General features: G+C 68.7%; 22 protein-coding genes. 12 read left to right on the forward strand and 10 right to left on the reverse strand.

Annotated elements, in window-relative coordinates; all coding sequences use genetic code 11:
• Positions 1 to 2: 2 nt before the first annotated feature.
• Positions 3 to 302 (reverse strand): hypothetical protein, encoded by a 300-nt coding sequence (locus QUE51_RS10075; protein ID WP_286276266.1) that lies wholly within the window; start codon positions 300 to 302, stop codon positions 3 to 5.
• Between the two features lie 7 nt (positions 303 to 309).
• Here QUE51_RS10075 and QUE51_RS10080 point away from each other — a divergent pair, with 7 nt between their 5' ends.
• From QUE51_RS10080 to QUE51_RS10125, 10 genes are all read left to right on the forward strand, one after another.
• Positions 310 to 1,653 (forward strand): ABC transporter substrate-binding protein, encoded by a 1,344-nt coding sequence (locus QUE51_RS10080; protein ID WP_286276267.1) that lies wholly within the window; start codon positions 310 to 312, stop codon positions 1,651 to 1,653.
• A complete protein-coding gene (locus QUE51_RS10085) occupies positions 1,653 to 2,606 on the forward strand; it encodes an ABC transporter permease (protein ID WP_286276268.1) in 954 nt (317 codons plus the stop codon). Before QUE51_RS10080 ends, QUE51_RS10085 begins: the two co-directional genes overlap by 1 nt.
• Positions 2,607 to 2,617: 11 nt before the next feature.
• A complete protein-coding gene (locus QUE51_RS10090) occupies positions 2,618 to 3,052 on the forward strand; it encodes a hypothetical protein (RefSeq protein WP_286276269.1) in 435 nt (144 codons plus the stop codon).
• Entirely contained in the window at positions 3,031 to 3,549 is a 519-nt protein-coding gene (locus tag QUE51_RS10095) for an ABC transporter permease (protein WP_286276271.1), read from the forward strand. The genes QUE51_RS10090 and QUE51_RS10095 overlap by 22 nt, the downstream gene beginning before the upstream one ends.
• Complete coding sequence (locus QUE51_RS10100; protein ID WP_286276273.1) at positions 3,546 to 5,198, forward strand: dipeptide ABC transporter ATP-binding protein; 1,653 nt, start codon at positions 3,546 to 3,548, stop codon at positions 5,196 to 5,198. Before QUE51_RS10095 ends, QUE51_RS10100 begins: the two co-directional genes overlap by 4 nt.
• Complete coding sequence (locus tag QUE51_RS10105) at positions 5,195 to 5,728, forward strand: Gfo/Idh/MocA family protein (protein WP_286276274.1); 534 nt, start codon at positions 5,195 to 5,197, stop codon at positions 5,726 to 5,728. Before QUE51_RS10100 ends, QUE51_RS10105 begins: the two co-directional genes overlap by 4 nt.
• On the forward strand, positions 5,725 to 6,186 hold the full coding sequence (locus QUE51_RS10110; RefSeq protein ID WP_286276276.1) for a Gfo/Idh/MocA family protein: 462 nt from the start codon (positions 5,725 to 5,727) through the stop codon (positions 6,184 to 6,186). The genes QUE51_RS10105 and QUE51_RS10110 overlap by 4 nt, the downstream gene beginning before the upstream one ends.
• On the forward strand, positions 6,183 to 7,388 hold the full coding sequence (locus QUE51_RS10115; protein WP_286276277.1) for a multidrug effflux MFS transporter: 1,206 nt from the start codon (positions 6,183 to 6,185) through the stop codon (positions 7,386 to 7,388). Before QUE51_RS10110 ends, QUE51_RS10115 begins: the two co-directional genes overlap by 4 nt.
• Positions 7,389 to 7,462: 74 nt before the next feature.
• The gene (locus tag QUE51_RS10120; protein ID WP_286276279.1) at positions 7,463 to 8,086 is read left to right on the forward strand and encodes an ATP-grasp domain-containing protein; all 624 of its coding nucleotides are present in this window, start codon (positions 7,463 to 7,465) and stop codon (positions 8,084 to 8,086) included.
• A gap of 17 nt (positions 8,087 to 8,103) precedes the next feature.
• Positions 8,104 to 8,313 (forward strand): hypothetical protein, encoded by a 210-nt coding sequence (locus QUE51_RS10125; RefSeq protein WP_286276280.1) that lies wholly within the window; start codon positions 8,104 to 8,106, stop codon positions 8,311 to 8,313.
• 27 nt (positions 8,314 to 8,340) lie between these two features.
• Here the strand turns inward: QUE51_RS10125 and QUE51_RS10130 are convergent, their stop codons facing one another.
• The 8 genes from QUE51_RS10130 to QUE51_RS10160 all read right to left on the reverse strand — a co-directional run bounded on the left by QUE51_RS10130 (position 8,341) and on the right by QUE51_RS10160 (position 14,807).
• Positions 8,341 to 8,724 carry a MarR family winged helix-turn-helix transcriptional regulator gene (locus QUE51_RS10130; RefSeq protein ID WP_286276281.1) on the reverse strand — a complete coding sequence of 128 codons (384 nt, stop codon included), beginning with the start codon at positions 8,722 to 8,724 and terminating at the stop codon, positions 8,341 to 8,343.
• Positions 8,725 to 8,903: 179 nt separating this feature from the next.
• Positions 8,904 to 9,977 carry a LacI family DNA-binding transcriptional regulator gene (locus QUE51_RS10135; protein WP_286276282.1) on the reverse strand — a complete coding sequence of 358 codons (1,074 nt, stop codon included), beginning with the start codon at positions 9,975 to 9,977 and terminating at the stop codon, positions 8,904 to 8,906.
• A gap of 77 nt (positions 9,978 to 10,054) precedes the next feature.
• A complete protein-coding gene (gene yjfF / locus QUE51_RS10140) occupies positions 10,055 to 11,008 on the reverse strand; it encodes a galactofuranose ABC transporter, permease protein YjfF (RefSeq protein WP_286276284.1) in 954 nt (317 codons plus the stop codon).
• 97 nt (positions 11,009 to 11,105) lie between these two features.
• A complete protein-coding gene (locus QUE51_RS10145) occupies positions 11,106 to 11,294 on the reverse strand; it encodes a hypothetical protein (protein ID WP_286276285.1) in 189 nt (62 codons plus the stop codon).
• Positions 11,264 to 12,133: an ABC transporter permease gene (locus tag QUE51_RS10150; protein WP_286276286.1), complete on the reverse strand. Its 870-nt coding sequence runs from the start codon at positions 12,131 to 12,133 to the stop codon at positions 11,264 to 11,266. Before QUE51_RS10150 ends, QUE51_RS10145 begins: the two co-directional genes overlap by 31 nt.
• Positions 12,130 to 13,692, reverse strand: coding sequence for a sugar ABC transporter ATP-binding protein (locus QUE51_RS10155; protein ID WP_286276287.1), 1,563 nt, complete (start codon positions 13,690 to 13,692; stop codon positions 12,130 to 12,132). The genes QUE51_RS10150 and QUE51_RS10155 overlap by 4 nt, the downstream gene beginning before the upstream one ends.
• A 117-nt stretch (positions 13,693 to 13,809) precedes the next feature.
• Positions 13,810 to 13,953, reverse strand: a complete 144-nt coding sequence (locus QUE51_RS18110) for a hypothetical protein (protein ID WP_350226638.1) — start codon at positions 13,951 to 13,953, stop codon at positions 13,810 to 13,812.
• Entirely contained in the window at positions 13,914 to 14,807 is an 894-nt protein-coding gene (locus tag QUE51_RS10160; RefSeq protein WP_350226639.1) for an ABC transporter substrate-binding protein, read from the reverse strand. The genes QUE51_RS18110 and QUE51_RS10160 overlap by 40 nt, the downstream gene beginning before the upstream one ends.
• Positions 14,808 to 15,087: 280 nt before the next feature.
• Here QUE51_RS10160 and QUE51_RS10165 point away from each other — a divergent pair, with 280 nt between their 5' ends.
• Positions 15,088 to 15,825: a glutamine amidotransferase gene (locus QUE51_RS10165; protein ID WP_286276288.1), complete on the forward strand. Its 738-nt coding sequence runs from the start codon at positions 15,088 to 15,090 to the stop codon at positions 15,823 to 15,825.
• Positions 15,826 to 15,945: 120 nt separating this feature from the next.
• On the forward strand, positions 15,946 to 16,425 hold the full coding sequence (locus QUE51_RS10170; protein ID WP_286276290.1) for a cupin domain-containing protein: 480 nt from the start codon (positions 15,946 to 15,948) through the stop codon (positions 16,423 to 16,425).
• Between the two features lie 65 nt (positions 16,426 to 16,490).
• On the opposite strand, the gene QUE51_RS10175 is transcribed toward QUE51_RS10170, so the two are convergent.
• Positions 16,491 to 17,510, reverse strand: a complete 1,020-nt coding sequence (locus QUE51_RS10175; protein WP_286276293.1) for an amidohydrolase family protein — start codon at positions 17,508 to 17,510, stop codon at positions 16,491 to 16,493.
• Positions 17,511 to 17,759: the final 249 nt, after the last annotated feature.

A 17,759-nucleotide genomic window follows, 5' to 3' on the forward strand; every position in this document is an offset into this window, starting at 1 on the left:
CGTCAGCAGGGAAACCGGCGCCCCAGGCGTCCCCTTGAAAAGCACAGCCCATGCGCGGTCCGGTCCACAGTGGTGTGACAGGTGCCGCCGAAGCGATCGGAAGCACACATGAACAGAAGAATCGGCAAGGGATGGATCGCCGGCGTCGCCGTCGCGTCCGTCCTTGCACTCGCCGCTTGCTCGTCGGGAAACAGCGGCACGCCCGCCGCCCAGGAAGACGCTGGCGGGCCAATCGACAGCGCCGTCGTGTCGCTGCCGGCTCCCAGCCTGAGCTTCGACCCCACCGCCTCGGTCTCGGCCACGGATCGTGTGACGTACCAGATGCTCAACGCCACTCTCGTGAATCTCGAGTTCGACGGCACCGTCTCGCCCGGGCTCGCCGAGTCGTACGAGTTCAATGACGACTTCACGACTTTCACCGCGCACCTCCGGAAGGCCGCGAAGTTCTCGGATGGCTCGCCCATCACCGCGGCGGATGTCGCCGCGACCTTCACGCGCCACATCGGCGTGAAGGACTCGACCATCGGCTCCACCCTGAACCGCGTCGCGTCGGTCGTGGCAGACGGCGATGACACCGTCGTGTTCACGTTCCCTGCTCCCTTCCCCTCCTTCGTGTCCGCCCTCTCCCAGGGCGCCCTCGGCGTCGTTCCCGCTGCCTCGCTCGAAGACGCCGACGCGTACTACACGGCCCCGGAGGTCACCTCGGGCCAGTACACGATCGATGCCGGCTGGGCCTCCAACAGGCTGGAGCTGACGGCCAACGAGGACTACTGGGGCCCTCAGCCGATCGTCAAGGATCTGACGCTCACCGTCATCGAGGATGCCAACAGCGCGATCAGCCAGCTGCAGAGCGGCCAGATCGACTTCGCGGGCGATCTCGCGCCCAACTTCATCACGCAGATCGAGGGCACCGACGGGATCGACGTTCTGATGAGCGACGTGTTCGGGTTCTTCGATGTGCGGCTCAACAACCGGTCGGGTCCCTTCTCGGATGTCAACATGCGCAAGGCCGTGAACGCGGCGATCGACCGTGAGGAGATCGTCAGCTCGATCTGGGGCGACAACAACAGCCCCCAGTCCGGCTTCTGGCCCGACTCAATGGAGGGTCACGTCGATCGGGACGTGAAGCAGGATCTGCCGGCCGCCAAGAAGTTCCTGGCCGACACGGACTGCGCCGACGGCTGCTCGGTGCGCATGATGTATTCCGACCAGGACTTCCCATTCTCGGGACAGCTCGCCCTGATGGTTCAGAGCCAGCTCGCCGAGGTCGGCATCGAGGTCCAGCTCGAGAAGCTCGACGCGTCCACCATGATCGACCGCCTCTTCGCCGGGGAGTACGACATGGTGCCCGGCGCCATGGCGTCGAGCGGCAACGTGCCGGACCCCCTGCTCGCCAACGCGCTGCTCGGTACCGGCTTCCTCAAGGCGGAGTTCACCGGGTACAACTCGGATGAGATGAACGGCCTGATCCAGACCGTGAACGTCAATGACGGAGACCCGCGCACGAAGGCGATCAAGCAGATCGAAGAGCAGTTCGTCAAGGACCAGCCCTACGTGACGCTCGCCCCGTGGGTCCGTGGCTCCGCCAGCACGCTGCCCAAGGGCGTCTTCGCCCTCGTCGGCGCCACCGCCAAGATGGGAAGCGTCGACTGATGAAGGCACGAGCAGGCTGGAGCCGCGTAGCCCGCATGTCGGGCCAGGCGGTCCTGACACTCGCTTCGATCGTGGTCCTGGTATTCCTGCTCGTGCGGCTCATCCCCGGTGACCCCGTGAAAGTGATCCTGGGAGTCGAGTACACCCCGGAGAAGGCCGCGGCACTGCGCGCCCAGCTCAATCTCGACAAGTCCATCCCGGAGCAGTTCGTCGCCTATATCGGCGGGCTGCTCCGGGGTGACCTGGGGCAGTCGACCGCACAGCGCGGACGCAGCGTCACCGACGTGATCGCGGGGGCGCTCCCCACCACGATGTCGCTCGTCATCGCGGGCATCCTTCTCGGCGTCATCGTCGGAACGACCCTCGGGCTCTTGGCTGCGATCAGCACCCGGAGGGGAGTGGACGTCACGGTGCGCACCTGGGGAATGCTGTCCTTCTCGGTGCCAACGTTCCTGGTGGCGCTGCTGCTGATCTTCGTGTTCGCCCTGAGCCTGCGGATCCTGCCCGCGGGCGGATGGCCGAATGCCTGGCCGGACAACCTGCTGTACTTGATCCTCCCGGCGATCGCACTGTCGGTTCACCTCGCGACGGCGATCTCGAGAACGGTGCGACAGGGGGCCATCGACACGATGGGCCAGCAGCACATGGAGGCCGCATTCGCCCGCGGCCTCCCGCCTCGCCTGCTGAACCTTCGCCACGTGCTGCCGAACAGCGTCCTGCCGGTGCTCACCATCGTGGGCATCAGCTTCGGAACACTTCTCACCGGAGCGATCATCGTCGAAGCAGTCTTCGGCATTCCGGGACTCGGCGCGGAGATGACGAGGGCGGTCGGGCGTCGCGACTATCCCGTCGTGCAGGGCATCGCGCTCGTCACCGGTGTCGTCGTGGTCCTGAGCAGCTTCGTCGTCGAATCCCTGTACACCTTCGTCGATCCCCGAGCGAGGACCTTGTGAACCAGCCCATCGTGAGCGAGTCGACGACCAGGGATCTCAGGACGAGGGACGCAATCGCCCCTCGCGCCCCGAAGCAGCGGAGGCCCATCTTCGCGGTCGGCTGGGCCCGCCAGGCCTTCGGAGCGTCAGTCAGCAGAACCGTCGGGATCGTCATCTTCGGACTGATCGTCCTGCTGTGCATCGTCGTGCCGATCGTCTCGCCGTACCAGGCGAACGACTTCGTGGGGCTGGCGTTCCAGCCGCCCAGCCTCGCCCATCCGTTCGGCACGGACGCGGTCGGCCGAGACCTGTTCGTGCGGACCTGGGAGGGAGGTCGAGTCGACCTCATCGCCGCCGCTATCGTCACGGGCTTCGCCCTTCTCGTCGGCACCACTCTCGGCACGCTCGCTGGCTCGTCCCGCCAGCGGTGGCTGGACTCCTTCTCATGCGGATCGTGGACGCGGTGATCGCCTTTCCACTGGTCATCCTGCTGCTCGCGCTCGTCGTCGTCATCGGCACCGATCGGGCCTGGGGGCCAGCGCCGGCAGGCCTGATCGCGTCCATGACGGCTCTCATGGCCGTCATGTGGGCTGGCTACGCTCGCATGGCTAGAGGCCAGTCCCTGGCAATGCGGGACTCGGACTTCGTCCTTGCGACCCGCGTCGCGGGCCTCTCCAGCGGGCGCATCATCTTGAGGCACATCGCCCCAGGCGTCGGTCGCATAACCCTGGCACTCGCGGTGAGCGACATCGTCCTCGTGGTGACCATCCTGTCCTCGCTGCCCTTCCTGGGAGCCGGTGTGCAGCCGCCCGCGGCGGAGTGGGGAAGCATCATGTACGAAGGCCGCGGGTTCCTCCGACAGGCATGGTGGATCACCCTCCTTCCCGGCGCAGTGGTCGCACTCACGGGTCTCTCGCTGAGCTTCATCGCCGACTCGCTGCTCGACTCGAGGAACAAGAAATGACAACAGAATCGTCGGTCGGTAGCCCGCTTCTCGAGGTCCAGGGCCTCCACGTCCGCCTCGGCGGACGGGAGGTGATCGACGACGTCAGCTTCTCGATCAAGCGCGGTGACTCCCTCGCCCTAGTAGGAGAGTCGGGCTCGGGCAAGACGGTCACTGCTCGGGTCGTCACCGGACTGATCGACCGGATCGGAGGAGTGGTCACGAGTGGCCGGGTCGTCTTCGACGGCCAGGAGCTGCGGCAGGGCGACAACCAGCAGTGGGCGGCGATTCGGGGAAGGCGGATGGCGCTGGTCCCGCAAGCCTCCCTGTCGAGCCTCGATCCTGTGATGCGGGTAGGCAAGCAGCTGGCCGAGACGGTCTCCGTCCTCGATGCGGGGGCGGATGTCCGTCCGCGGTCACTCGAGCTTCTGGAACAGGTCCACATGCCTCGGCCGCAAGAGGTCCTCCGGGCGTTCCCGCACGAGCTTTCCGGCGGCATGCGCCAGCGTGTGATGATCGCGCTGGCGTTGGCCGGGCGTCCCGAGCTCATCGTCGCGGACGAGCCCACCACGGCCCTCGATGTGACGGTGCAGGCGGGGATCCTTCGGCTGCTGGGTGAGCTTCGCCGCGAAACCGGCATGACCCTCCTCATGATCGCTCACGACCTCGCGGTGGTAGGGCTCGTCTCGGACGAGGTCGCCGTGATGCGATCCGGGCGGCTGCTCGAATCCGGTGCCACCGCCACCGTGCTCAGCACGCCGGAGCACGCCTACACGAAGGCGCTCCTTGCCGCTCGCCCCGAAGCGTCGAAACCCGGCGCCCCGCTGGCGGTGCTCGATCGCGAGACCGGTGAACTCCGTGCGCCTGCCGCACTGCCCTCCGTCGCAACGGATGGCGCGGTGGTCCTCACCGTGAAGGACGCGACCGTGACCTACCGTCACGCAAGTTCCCCTGCCCTTGCGCCGGTGAGCCTCGACATCCAGGCGGGCGCCTCGATCGGCCTGGTAGGGGAGAGCGGAAGCGGCAAGACGACCCTGGGGCGCGTGATCGTCGGGGCCCTTCGGCCGACAACCGGCGAGGTGCTGGTGCACGGCAAGACGTGGCAGGAGGTCCGTGGCCGCAACCCCATCCGGCGGGACGTGCAGATGATCTTCCAGGACCCCTACGGGTCACTGACCCCGTGGCGGACGCCTCGGCAGGCGGTGGCTGAGGTGCTGCAGCGCTGGCGCGGGCTCTCCCGCTCCGCCTCTCTCGCGCAGGCCGGCGACCTCCTTGATGAGGTCGGTCTCCCACGACTCACCTTCGACAAGCTTCCCCGACAGCTGAGTGGCGGTCAGTGTCAGCGAGTTGGAATCGCTCGAGCGCTCGCAAGTGAGCCGCGCCTCATCGTCGCCGACGAGCCGACCTCGTCCCTCGACATCTCCGCGCAGGCGCAGATCCTCAACCTCCTGATGAGCCTGCGCGCGTCGCACGGGCTGTCGCTGGTGCTGATCTCCCACGACCTCTCGGTCATCCGGCACATGACCGACACTGCGCTCGTCATGAAGAACGGTGTTGTTGTGGAGCGTGGCCCCTCGACCAAGCTGTTCACCGATCCGGATGATGAGTACACCAGGCAGCTGGTTGCGGCTACGCCGGTCCTGGACTCCGTCCCGGGAGTGACCCCGTGACGATCGGGGTCGCACAGCTCGGCACCTGGCATGTGCACGCGGCTCACCACGTGAAGGCGGCCCGGAGCAACGCGGCGACGAATGCCGCCGTCGTATGGGACTCGCGACCCGGTGCGGCACGCTCGTTCGGGGAACAGCACGGTCTTCCGAGTCAGGAGGACCTGACGGCCGTCCTGGCGAGGGACGATGTGCAGGCCGTTGTCGTCGACACCGCCACCACGGAGCACTTTCCGGTGATCTCGGCCGCTCTGCGTGCGGGGAAGCATGTCTTCAGCGAGAAGGTGCTCGCCCCGACCACCCGCGAGGTGGACGCGCTCATCGCACTCGCCGACGAGCATGCCCTGGTCCTCGGGGTGTCCCTTCAGCGTCTCATCGAGGCGCCCGTGCGCACGGTGAAGCGGCTCATCGACGAGGGACGGCTGGGGCGCGTCACCGGGAGCAGGATCCGCTACGCCCACCACGGGGCGGTCGGCACTCCCTGGATCCCGGAGCACTTCTTCTCATTGGCTGAAACGGGGGCGGCGCCGTGATCGATCTCGGCGCGCACCCCCTGTATCTGTCGATGCTGGTGCATGGTGAGGCTCCGGACCACCTGACAGCGCAGGTCGGGTTCGTCACCGGGCGGGAGGTCGAGGACAACGCTGCGGCCCTGCTCCGCTACCCCGGCGGGGTTCTCGGGGTCGCCGAGATGAGCATGGTCGGGAACTACATGGGCTACTCGCTGGAGGTCGTCGGCACAGAGGGCAGTGTGGCGGTCGGTCCCGCGGACCAACGGGTGATGCTGCGCACGGGACAGGCCGCCGACTGGGCGGAGCAGGAGCTGTCCCCGGCCCTTGCGGACCCGTTCGATCAGTGGGTGGAATGGGTTGTCGCCGGTCGGACGGATCCGGAGCACCTTCCTCTGGTGCGGAACGTGACGCGTGCCATCGAGGCGGCGTATAGATCGGCGGAAGCTGGAACCGTCGTCGCCCTCTCCTCGCTGTCGTGACGTCGAAGGACGACGGAAAGGTCAGTCCCGTCGTCATCGCGGTGCTCGGCGTCCTCTCTGGCGTGGGTCCGTTCAGCCTCGACGCGTACTTGCCCGCGTTCCCCGCCATCGCGGCGGACTTCGGGGTGACAGCGAGCGCCGTGCAGCTGACCTTGACGGCATGTCTGGTCGGTCTCGCGCTCGGACAGCTCGTGATCGGACCCTGGGCAGATCGGGTGGGTCGACGCCTTCCGCTGCTCCTCGGCACGCTCGGCTACTTGGTGACGTCGCTCGCCTGCGCGGCGTCCTCATCGATCGAGGTGTTCACCCTCCTCCGCTTCACCCAGGGGTTCTGCGGCGCCGCCGGTCTGGTGATCGCGCGCGCTGTGGTGCGCGACGTCGCGTCCGGCCGAATCGCCGTCCGCATCTACTCCCAGTTGGCGTTCGTCTCCGGCATCGCTCCGATCGTGGCCCCGCTGCTCGGCGCTGCCGCGCTCACGATGGTTTCCTGGCGAGGCGTCTTCGTGGGCTTGGCCGTCCTGGGTGCGCTGCTCGCCGGTTCGACCTGGCTGCTCCTCAAGGAGACCCATCCGATCGAATCTCGGGTGACCGGTCCCTTCCGCTCGTCCTTCCTGGTGTTCGGCGTGCTCCTCCGCATTAGAGCATTCGCCGGTTACGTCCTGGTGGGAGGGTTGGCAGCCGCGATCCTGTTCGGCTACATCTCCGGCTCGTCCTTCGTCGTGCAGGAGATATACGGCGGGACTCCCGGTGAGTTCGCCCTGATCTTCGCAATCAACGGCATCGGCCTCGCTCTCGCTGGTCAGGTGAACGCCCGGATCGCGCCACGGGTGGGCGCGCCGTTCATGTTGCGCGTTGGACTGCTCGTCCAGGTGGTCGCGACAGCCGGACTGGCACTGTTCGTGTTTCTCGGTGGGCGGGGATCCCTGTGGGCGGTCGCAGTTCTTCTCTTCCTCGCGATCGCGCCTCTCGGCATGGTGATGCCGAACGCCGTGGCTGTAAGCATGGGGCAGGCGCGAGGTCATGCCGGAACAGCCTCCGCGCTCCTAGGCGTGACCACCTTCCTGTTCGGAGCTGCGGTCACGCCGCTGAGCGGACTGGGTCAGCCCGCCGTCGCGATGGTGCTGACGATGCTCGGAGCTGTGGCCGGTGCGCTGGTGGTCGTCTTCATTCTGAGGCGCAAGGTCACTCTCGAAGACGGGTGAGACCCGCAGGGCCTCGCGCGTCGGGTGTCGGTGGGTGCGGCCACGCTGGAGGCGTGGGTTCTTCGAGGGTCGCCGTGGCAACCGCGTCCGTGGTGCGGGATCTCGACGAGGACGGTGCGCTGCTGCTGAGCGCGCTCGCGTCCGCCGGATGCGACGCCCGCCCTGCCGTCTGGGACGATCCGGACGAGGATTGGGACGCATTCGATGCGGTGCTGGTGCGCAGCGTCTGGGACTACCCGCGCAGACGCCCCGAGTTCCTCCGGTGGGCGGCCCGGTTCGAGCGCATCGCCAACCCGTATGACGTGCTCGCCTGGAACACCGACAAGCACTATCTCGCGGATCTCTCCCGCCACGGCGTCGCGATCGTCCCCACCCGTTTCGTCGAGCCGGGCGATCCTGCCGATCTCGGTGACTCCGACGTCGTCATCAAGCCCGCGGTGAGCAGCAGCGCGTCGGACACCGGGCGCTTCACCGGCAGCGATCCTGCGGCGGCGGCCCTGGTGGCCCGGCTGCATGCCGAGGGGCGTTCCGTGATGGTGCAGCCGTACGTGAACGGCATCGACGTGGACGGCGAGACGAGTCTGGTCTTCCTGGGCGGCGAGCTCTCGCACGCGATGCGCCGGGAGCCGCTCCTCGCAGACGGGGAGTGCGCACCCCGGTGGTGCCGGCCGATGTGCTGGGGGCCGTGCGGCGGGTGACGCCGTCGGCGGAGCAGGTGTCGCTCGCTTCCGCCGCGCTCGATGCGGCTCCCGGTGGGCGGCAGCGGCTGTCCTATGCGCGCGTCGACGTCCTGCCCGGACCGGCGGGGCCGGTGCTGCTCGAGCTCGAGGCGACCGACTGCTTCCTGTTCCTGGCATATGCCGCGCAGGCTTCCATCGACCGGCTGGCCGAGCATTTCGCCCGCCAGGTGGTGCGCCAGCGCTAGCGGGGCACGCGGGCGACCGTCACCCGGTCAGGACTGGCTGCTCGCTGCGGGGATCCGGGAGGGACGGCGCTGGGCGATGGGCACGCCGAGGCCTTCGGCTGCCTTGCGCAGCAGCGCCTCCAGCTGAGCGAGCTCGGCCGGTGTCATCGCAGACGCCATCTGCGCCTCGATCTCGTCGCCGGCGCGCTCGCACGCCTCGATGACCTGCTCGCCGCGCGCGGTCAGCCGCGCCTCGAGGATCCGGCCGTGCCCCTTCGCGGGGGATCGCTCCACGAGCCCGCTGTCGATGAGGCCCTTGAGGATCTGGTTCGCGCTCTGCGCCGTCACTCCGGTCCATCGGGCGAGGTCGGCGCTCGACATGTTGGGGATGCGGCGCAGCGCGAACATGCTCTGGTAGGCCGCTTCGCTCACCTCGTACTCCGCGAGCCGCAGCCGGAACTGGCTGTGGAAGGTGCGGTTGACGTGCCGGAGGGCATGCCGGAGCGTCGGATCGGGGCTCTCCGGGGAGGCCAGGTGACGCGGCTCATCGGGTCCAGGATACGGCCGGCCCGTCCTTTGCCTAGCTGCAGCGACGAAGCGGCCTCGGGGCTTCAGCTCTTCGAGGGCGGCGGGGCCGTCGACGCGCGCACGATGAGTTCGGGCACGGCCCGGGCCGGCGGGATCTCGGGGACCTCGCTCAGCACCGCCGCGACCCGGGCCATCATGTCCCGGCCGAGGCGCTCGAAGTCCTGGCGCACCGTGGTGAGCGGAGGCATGAGGTACTCCGCCTCGGGGATGTCGTCGAAGCCGACGACGCTCACGTCAGCGGGAACGCTCAGACCCCGCTCGACGAGCACGTGCATGAGGCCGACGGCCATCTGGTCGTTCGAGGAGAACACGGCGGTGAAGGGGACGGAGAGGTCCAGTTGACGGCCGAAGAGCGCGCCGCTCGAGGGCGACCAGTCGCCGACCCCCGGCTCGCGTGCGACGAGGCCGTGCTTGGCGAGCTCATCCCGCCAGCCGCGCTCCCGCTCGGCGGCCGCGGGAGAGACGCGCGGCCCCGCGAGGTGCAGGATCGACCGGTGTCCCAGCTCGACGAGGTGGCGGACCGCGCCCCGGGCCCCGGCGTACTGGTCGAGCGCCACGGTCAGGGTGCCGGCCGAGTCGCTCGGGTCGAGCGCGATCAGGGGCACGCCGAGCTCGATGCGCTGCAGCAGCTGGAGCGCGTTCCGATCCTCCGCGACGAGGACGACCGCCTCGACGCTCTGCCGGAGCAGGCGCTCCACCGAGTCCCGGAGAGCCGCCTCGTCGGTCGACAGCAGGCTGACCATGCTGACGGCGTAGCGCGCCTCCCGCGCGGCCTCGTTGAAGTGCATCGCCGTGAGCGAGGGGCCCCAGTCCTGCCCGCCCATCGTGATGAGCCCGATGGTGCGCGACCGGCGCGTCACCAGGGCGCGCGCGGCGGTGTACGGGCGGTAGCGGAGCTGCTGGATCGCCTGCTGCACCCGCTCGCGGGTGGCGGCGCGGACGTTGGGGTGCTCGTTGATCACCCGGGAGACGGTCTGATGGGAGACCCCGGCCAGCCGGGCGACATCGAAGATCGTCGCCGCACGGGCGCGATCATCCTCTCCGCCCGCCCTCGCGTCGTCGACGGCGATCGGGTCGCTGCGCGGCTCAACCGCCATGGCTGCAGATCCTCTTCCTCAGCGTGCCGGGGTTCCGGCCGCCGTGCTGGGTACCAGTGTGCCCGCTGTCGGGCCCTTCACCGACGCCGGGCGGTCAGAAGCTTCTGCAGGACGATGAAGACGAGCAGCAGCGCACCGATGAAGATGCGCGTCCACCACGAGCTCAGCGTCCCCTCGAACGTGATGATCGTCTGGATGACGCCCAGGACGAGGACTCCCAGCACGGACCCCAGCACGAACCCGTAGCCGCCGGTGAGCAGGGTGCCGCCGATCACGACGGCCGCGATGGCGTCGAGCTCGGTGCCGATGGCGGTGAGCGGATAGCCGGACAGCGTGTAGAAGGTGAAGAGGATTCCGGCGAGCCCGGAGCAGAAGCCGCTGATGATGTAGACGAGGACCTTGGTGCGGGCCACGGCGAGGCCCATCAGCATCCCGGACTGCTCTCCGCCGCCGAGCGCGTAGACCGTGCGGCCGAAGCGCGTGTACTGCAGCACGACCACGGCGGCGATCACGACGAGCACCGCGACGACCACGCTGGGCGTGATGCTGAGCCGGCCGCCGAGCGGGATGCGCGTGTACGCGAACGCGGTGAAGAAGGGGTCGGTGATCGAGATCGAGTTGTTGCTGATGATGTAGCAGAGGCCGCGAGCGAGGAACATGGCCGCGAGGGTGGCGATGAACGGCTGCACCTTGAACACGTGGATCATCAGCCCGACGAGCAGCCCCAGCACGGACGTCGCGATCAGGATGAGCGGGATGACCACGCCGGGGGACCACCCCGCCTGCAGCATGCTCGCCGCGATCATCGTGGACAGCGCGACCACGGCGCCGACGGAGAGGTCGATGCCGCCGGTGAGGATGACGAACGTCATGCCGACCGCCAGCACGATGAGGTACGCGTTGTCGACGAAGAGGTTCAGGAAGACCTGCCCGCCGAGGAAGCCCCGGTAGCGCAGCCCGCCGATCGCGAAGATCGCGAGCAGCAGCACGAGGGTGACCACCACGGGCCCGTGCTTGGGGCTCGTGAGCACGCCCCGGGCGCGGGACCCGAGGGATCGACCGGACGCCGGCCTCCTCCTCCAGCGGACGAGGGGGTCGGGGCCGGGGGCCGGACCTGGGTCGTCGTCATCACGCCACCTTCTTCGTCAGGAGTGCCGGGCGGGTCCGCCGCCAGGAGGTGATCACCGCGTTGGTGGTCGGGGACTGCAGGAGGCAGACGGCGGCGACGACGGCGGCCTTGAACACCATGGTCGCGATCGGCGGGATGCCGACCGTGTAGACCGTGGTCACGAGCGTCTGGATGACGAGCGCGCCCACCAGGGTGCCGAGGAGGAGTATCGCCCGCCCGCGAGGGAGGTGCCGCCGATCACCACCGCGAGGATGGCGTCGAGCTCGATGAAGAGGCCCGTGTTGTTGGCGTCGGCCGCGGTCTGGTTGGAGGTGAGGACGAGGCCTGCGATCGCCGCGCACACCGCGCTGAAGGTGTAGACGCTGAACAGCAGCCCGCGGGAGCGGAGGCCGGCCTGCCGGCTCGCCTCCGGGTTGATCCCGACCGACTCGATGAAGAGCCCGAGAGCGGTGCGGCGGGTGAGGAGTGCGGCGAGGGCGAAGATCGCCGCGGCGATCCAGACCGCGACGGGGATCCCGAACAGGAACCCGGAGCCGAGGGTCTTGAACGGCGCACTGTTCACCGTGAGGATCTGCCCCTCGGTGATGAGCATCGCGATGCCGCGCCCTGCTGTCATCAGGACGAGGGTCGCGATGATCGGCTGAACCCCGATCACGGCGACGAGGAAGCCGTTCCAGAGGCCGAGCACGAGGGCGACGAGGAGAGCGGTGATCACCGCCACCACGACGGTGCCGACGTTCCCCGGGTCGGGCGAGCCGAGGATGATCGAGCAGGAGATCGCTCCCGCGATCGCGCAGATGGCGCCGACCGACAGGTCGATGCCCCGCGTGGCGATGACCAGGGTCATCCCGATGGCGATGATGAGCGTCGGCGCCCCGTTGCGCACGATGTCGACGAGGCTGCCGAAGAGGTGCCCGTTCTTCACCTCGATCGCGAAGAAGCCGGGGAACGCCACCAGGTTGACCGCGAACAGGGCCAGGAGGACGACGACCGGCCAGAACAGCCGGTTGGTGAGGACGCGGCTCATGAGGGGATCCTTTCGGCCGTCGGGGCGTCCGACTCATCCCCGCCGGCGCCCTCGGCGATGACGCCGAGGATGTCGTCGACGGTGAGGTCGCGGTTGGGTAGGTCGGCGACCATGCGGCGGTCGCGCATGATGGCCACGCGGTTGCTGAGGCGGAGGACCTCTTCGAGCTCTGCGGAGATGAACACGACGGACATCCCGTTCTCGGCGAGGTTCGCCACGAGCTTCTGGATCTCCGCCTTCGCGCCGACATCGATGCCGCGCGTGGGCTCGTCGAGGATCAGCAGGCGCGGAGCGATCGCGAGCCAGCGCGCGAGCAGCACCTTCTGCTGGTTGCCGCCGGAGAGGTTGCCGACGAGGATGTCCGGGTTCGCCGGCCGGATCTGCAGCGTCTCGATGTAGCTCTGCGTGAGCTCGTCGAGCCGCTTGCGCGGGATGCGGCGGAACCAGCCACGGTCCGCCTGAAGAGCGAGGGCGAGGTTGTCGCGGACGCTCAGCTCGGCGACGATGCCCTCCGCCCGGCGGTTCTCCGACGAGTAGGCGATCCGCGAGGACAGAGCCGCTCGGGGCGTCCGGAAGCGCCGCCCTCTGCCCTCGACCTGGATCTCGCCCGAGTCCGGCCGGTCGACGCCGGAGAGGATGCGGGCGAGCTCGGTGCGGCCGGAGCCGAGGAGGCCGGCGATGCCGACGACCTCGCCCTCGTAGACGTCGAGATCCACCGGCTCGATGGCGCCCTTCCGGCCGAGCCCGATGGCCGAGACGAACGGGACGTCGGCGGTCGCACCGCTCTGCTCCTCCTGCACGCGGCTCTGGATGTCGTCGAGAACGGCCAGCTCCTTGCCGATCATCTTCTGCACCAGGTCGATGCGGAGGAGATCGCCGGTGAGGTACTCGCCGATGAGCTTGCCGTTGCGGAGCACGGTGATCCGGTCCGAGATCTCGTAGACCTGGTCGAGGAAGTGCGAGACGAAGAGGATCGCGACGCCCGACTCCTTGAGCGAGCGGATGACGCGGAACAGCTCGGCGACCTCGTCGGCGTCCAGGCTGCTCGTCGGCTCGTCGAGGATGAGGACCTTCGCCTGGACGTTGGTGGCGCGGGCGATGGCGACCAGCTGCTGGACGGCGAGCGAGTGATCGCCGAGGAGCGACGACGGGTCGATGTCGAGGTGCAGGTCGGAGAGCAGCTCGGCCGCCCGCTTGCGGGTCGCGCGCCAGTCGACGACGCCGAAGCGGTGCGGCTCCCGGCCGAGCATGATGTTCTCGGCCACCGTGAGGTTCGCCAGGAGATTGACCTCCTGGTAGACGGTGCTGATGCCCGCCGCCTGCGACTCGGCGGGACCGGAGAACGCCACGCGCTCGCCGTCCACCGTGATGACGCCGGTGTCGGGGGAGTAGACCCCCGTCAGCACCTTGATGAGCGTCGACTTCCCGGCGCCGTTCTCGCCCATCAGCGAGTGCACCTCGCCGGGGAACAGGCGGAAGCCGACGGAGTCGAGGGCCTTCACGCCGGGGAACGTGATCGAGATGTCGTTCAATTCGACGACGGCGTTGCGTTCGGCCACTGGAACTCTCCGTTGAGGTCGGGCGGGGTGCTGTGTTCAGGACAGGTACTTCAGGATGATGCCTCGCCGCCGGACAGGCGCGGATGCGTCGTCCGACGGCGAGGCGGATCTGCCGGCCTAGTAGGCGCGGTCGGGGAGTGCCTCGATGGCCTGCTCCTTGGTGAAGGTGGTCTCCTCCGTGATGATGCGCTTCTCGACGCTGTCGCCGGCCACGACCTTCTTCACGATGTCGACCAGCTGGTCGCCGAGAAGGGCGAGCACTCGACGATGAAGTTGATCTTGCCGTCGGCGAGCGCCTGCATCCCGTCGTGCACGGCGTCGACCGTGACGATCTTGATGTCCTCGCCCGGCTTGAGGCCGGCGGCCTCGATCGCCTCGATGGCGCCGAGCCCCATGTCGTCGTTGTGGGCGTAGATGAGGTCGACGTCCGGGTTCGACTTGAGCAGCGCCTCGGTGACCTGCTTGCCGCCGGCCCGCGTGAAGTCACCCGTCTGCGAGGCGACGATCTCGAACTTCGGATCCGCGGAGATGACATCCGCGAAGCCCTCGGCCCGGTCGATGGCCGGCGCGGCGCCGGTCGTGCCCTCGAGCTGGATGATGTTGACCGGGTCCGTCGAGTCCTTGTACTCGTCGACGACCCACTGGCCGGCCTTCTCGCCCTCCTTGATGAAGTCGGAGCCGAGGAAGCTCACGTAGAGCGAGTCGTCCTTGGAGTCGACGGCACGGTCGGTGAGGACCACCGGGATGCCGGCGGCCTTGGCCTCGTTGAGCACGGCGTCCCAGCCGGTCTCGACCACGGGGGAGAACGCGATCACGTCGACGCCCTGCGAGATGTAGGAGCGGATCGCCTTGATCTGGTTCTCCTGCTTCTGCTGCGCGTCGGAGAACTTGAGCTCGATGCCCGCCTCGTCGAACGCGCGCTTGATGTCCTCGGTGTTCGCCGTGCGCCAGCCGCTCTCCGCGCCGACCTGGGCGAAGCCGACGACCAGGCTCCCGGAGTCGCCTCCACCGCCGGCGGCATCGTCCCCGCCGCCCGATCCTCCGGCGCACCCGCCGAGAGTGAGCGACAATGCGACGGAGGCGGCGAGCGCCCCGAAGACAGTCCTCTTCTTCATGACCAAACTCCCTTGTTCAGTGTCCCCGGGCCGCTGATGCTGCGTCTTGGTGCCGGGAAGTCAGACCCTTCTGACCTGGCCGCGATGTTATCGCTCACAATTTTCGATTCGCAAGAGTCGAATCGGCGTGGCGTCAGGGATTAGCCGACCATCGGCGACCGGACTGTCACTCGGGACGGCCACGAGTTGTGATCGCTCACCACCGGATGGTCCGTCTTTCGCTACGTTCCGAGACATTCCGGTGAGGGAATGCCGTCGTTCCGGTTCTACCCTTCTGAGCATGAAGCCCTTCCTCCTGCTCGCCTCGCGGCCCGAGGACGCGGCCGCCGACGGAGAATACGAGGCCGTGCTGCGGTTCGCGGGGCTTCGGAGGACCGAGCTGCGCCGGGTCCGCCTCGAGCAGCGCCCGCTGGGGGAGCTTCGGCTTGCGGACTACTCGGGGCTCATCATGGGCGGCAGCCCCTTCAACTCCTCGGATCCGGTCGAGGCGAAGTCCGAGATCCAGCGACGGGTCGAGGCCGAGCTCTCGAACCTGCTCGACGCGGTGGTCGCCGCCGACTTCCCGATGCTCGGCGCCTGCTACGGAGTCGGCACGATCGGGACGCACGAGGGTGCCGTGGTGGATCGCACCTACTCCGAGCCCGTGGGCCCCGTCGCCGTCACGCTCACCGCGGCGGGCCGCAGCGACCCGCTCTTCGGGGTGCTGCCGCTCGAGTTCGAGGCGTTCGTCGGGCACAAGGAGGCCGTGCGCGAGCTGCCGCCGCATGCCGTGCGGCTCGCCTCCTCTGCCGCGTGCCCGGTGCAGGCGTTCCGGGTGGGCTCCAACGTCTACGCGACCCAGTTCCACCCGGAGCTCGACGTCGACGGGATCGTGACCCGCATCGACGTCTACAAGAACGCGGGCTACTTCCCGCCCGAGGAGGCCGAGAAGATCAAGGAGCGCGTCCGATCGAGCGCCGTGCGGCATCCACCGGCGGTTCTGCGGCGGTTCGTCGAGCGCTACGCCGTCCCTGCCTGAGCGGACCTGTTCGGCAGATCGCCGAGGACCAGGTGCGGTCGGCCCTTCGCTTCGGGCGGTGATCCTGCGGCCGGGAGGCAACCCCTCCCCGGCCGGCAGCAGAGCCGCCAGGATCGGAGCATGAGCATCCAGGACAAGGGGCCCAAGCCCAACGCCTTCGACATCGAGACCGCCACCGTTCAGAACGACAACTATCGGGTCGTCGCCTGGACCGGGAAGTTCCTTCAGGTCACCCTGATGAGCATCCCGCCGGGCGACTCGATCGGGCTCGAAGCGCACCCCGCGACGGACCAGTTCCTCCGCATCGACGCGGGGAAGGGGCGCTGCGTGATGGGCCCCGAGAAGGACAAGCTCGACTTCCAGCAGGACGTCTCCGACGGCTGGTCCATCCAGGTGCCCGCTGGCACGTGGCACGACGTGATCAACACCGGCGAGGAGCCGCTGCGCCTCTACACGGTCTACGCGCCCTCCCATCACGCGGCAGGCGCGGTGCAGCCCACCAAGGAGGACGCGGACAAGGCCGAGGAGTCGGGCGCCGACGAGCCGCCCGAGTGGACCGAGCAGCCCGAGGACAGCGAGCCCGACGAGCACGCGGGCTGAGCAGGGGAGTGGCCCCGGGTGCCCCGGGGCCACTCCGGCCTGCGCGAGCGGACAGCTCGGCGCGCTCAGCGCCCCTGCGACTCGAGGAGCGCATTCAGCCGGGGGTAGACGCGGCGCGCGTTCCCCTCGTCCACCAGCCTGCGCGTCGCCTCGTCGAGGTCCAGCGCGTCGAGGTAGCGGCGAGTGTCGTCGAAGTACTGGCCTGTCTTCGGGTCGATGCCCCGCACCGCCCCGACCATCTCGGAGCCGAAGAGGATGTTCTCCGGCTCGATGACCTCGAACAGCAGGTCGATGCCGGGCTGGTGGTAGACGCACGTGTCGAAGTACACGTTGCTCATCACCGCGGTCTCGATCGGCGGGCGGTTCAGCATGTCGGCGAGCCCGCGGAAGCGGCCCCAGTGGTACGGCACGGCGCCACCGCCGTGCGGGATGACGAGGCGCAGCTCGGGCAGGTCGCGGAACAGGTCCGCCTGCACGAACTGCATGAACGCCGTGGTGTCGGCGTTCAGGTAGTGAGAGCCGGTGGCGTGGAAGTTCGGGTTCGTCACCGCCGACACGTGGACCATCGCCGGCACGTCGAGCTCGATCATCGCCTCGTAGAGCGGGTACCAGCTGCGGTCCGTCAGGGGCGGCGAGGTCCAGTGACCGGCGCTCGGGTCGGGATTGAGGTTGCAGCCGACGAAGCCGAGCTCCTCGACCGCCCGCCGGAGCTCGGGGATGGAGTCGGCGGGATCCGTGCCCGGGAACTGGGGGAGCTGGGCCACGCCCACGAAGCGCTCGGGGAAGAGCCGCGTGACGCGGGCGATCAGGTCGTTGCTGCGCCGCGTCCACTCCGCGCTCACAGCGGGGTCGCCCTCGTGGTGCGCCATGGCCGACGCCCGCGGCGAGAAGAGGGTCACGTCGATGCCGCGCTCGTCCATCAGCCGCAGCTGGCTGCCCTCGATCGACTCGCGGATCGTGTCGTCGTCGATCTCCGGGTACGCGGGCGCTGCTGATCCCTCGGCCCAGGCGGCCAGCTGCCGGCTCCGCCACTCCGTCTGCTGGGCGGGGGCGGTCGTGTAGTGACCGTGGCAGTCGATGATCATGTTCGAGCTCCTGTCTGCGGTGCGGGACCGCCCGGGGGCCACCGGTGCTGTCACCCCGCCCCCGCGCGGTGCGCGGTCCCGGCCAACGCTATGGATTGTCGCCAAGACTGTCTACCAAGCGTTCCCCGGGCTGCTCGTCCGATCGTTCTGTCCGGTTTAGGGCGACGTTTTGCCCCTCCCGGGATGTCGCTGGGATTGTCGACGATCTCGTTGACCGGGTGTGCGGCCGCGGGTAGCGTCGCACCCACC

This window comes from Naasia aerilata (assembly GCF_030296595.1).
GTDB classification, from domain to species: domain Bacteria; phylum Actinomycetota; class Actinomycetes; order Actinomycetales; family Microbacteriaceae; genus Naasia; species Naasia aerilata.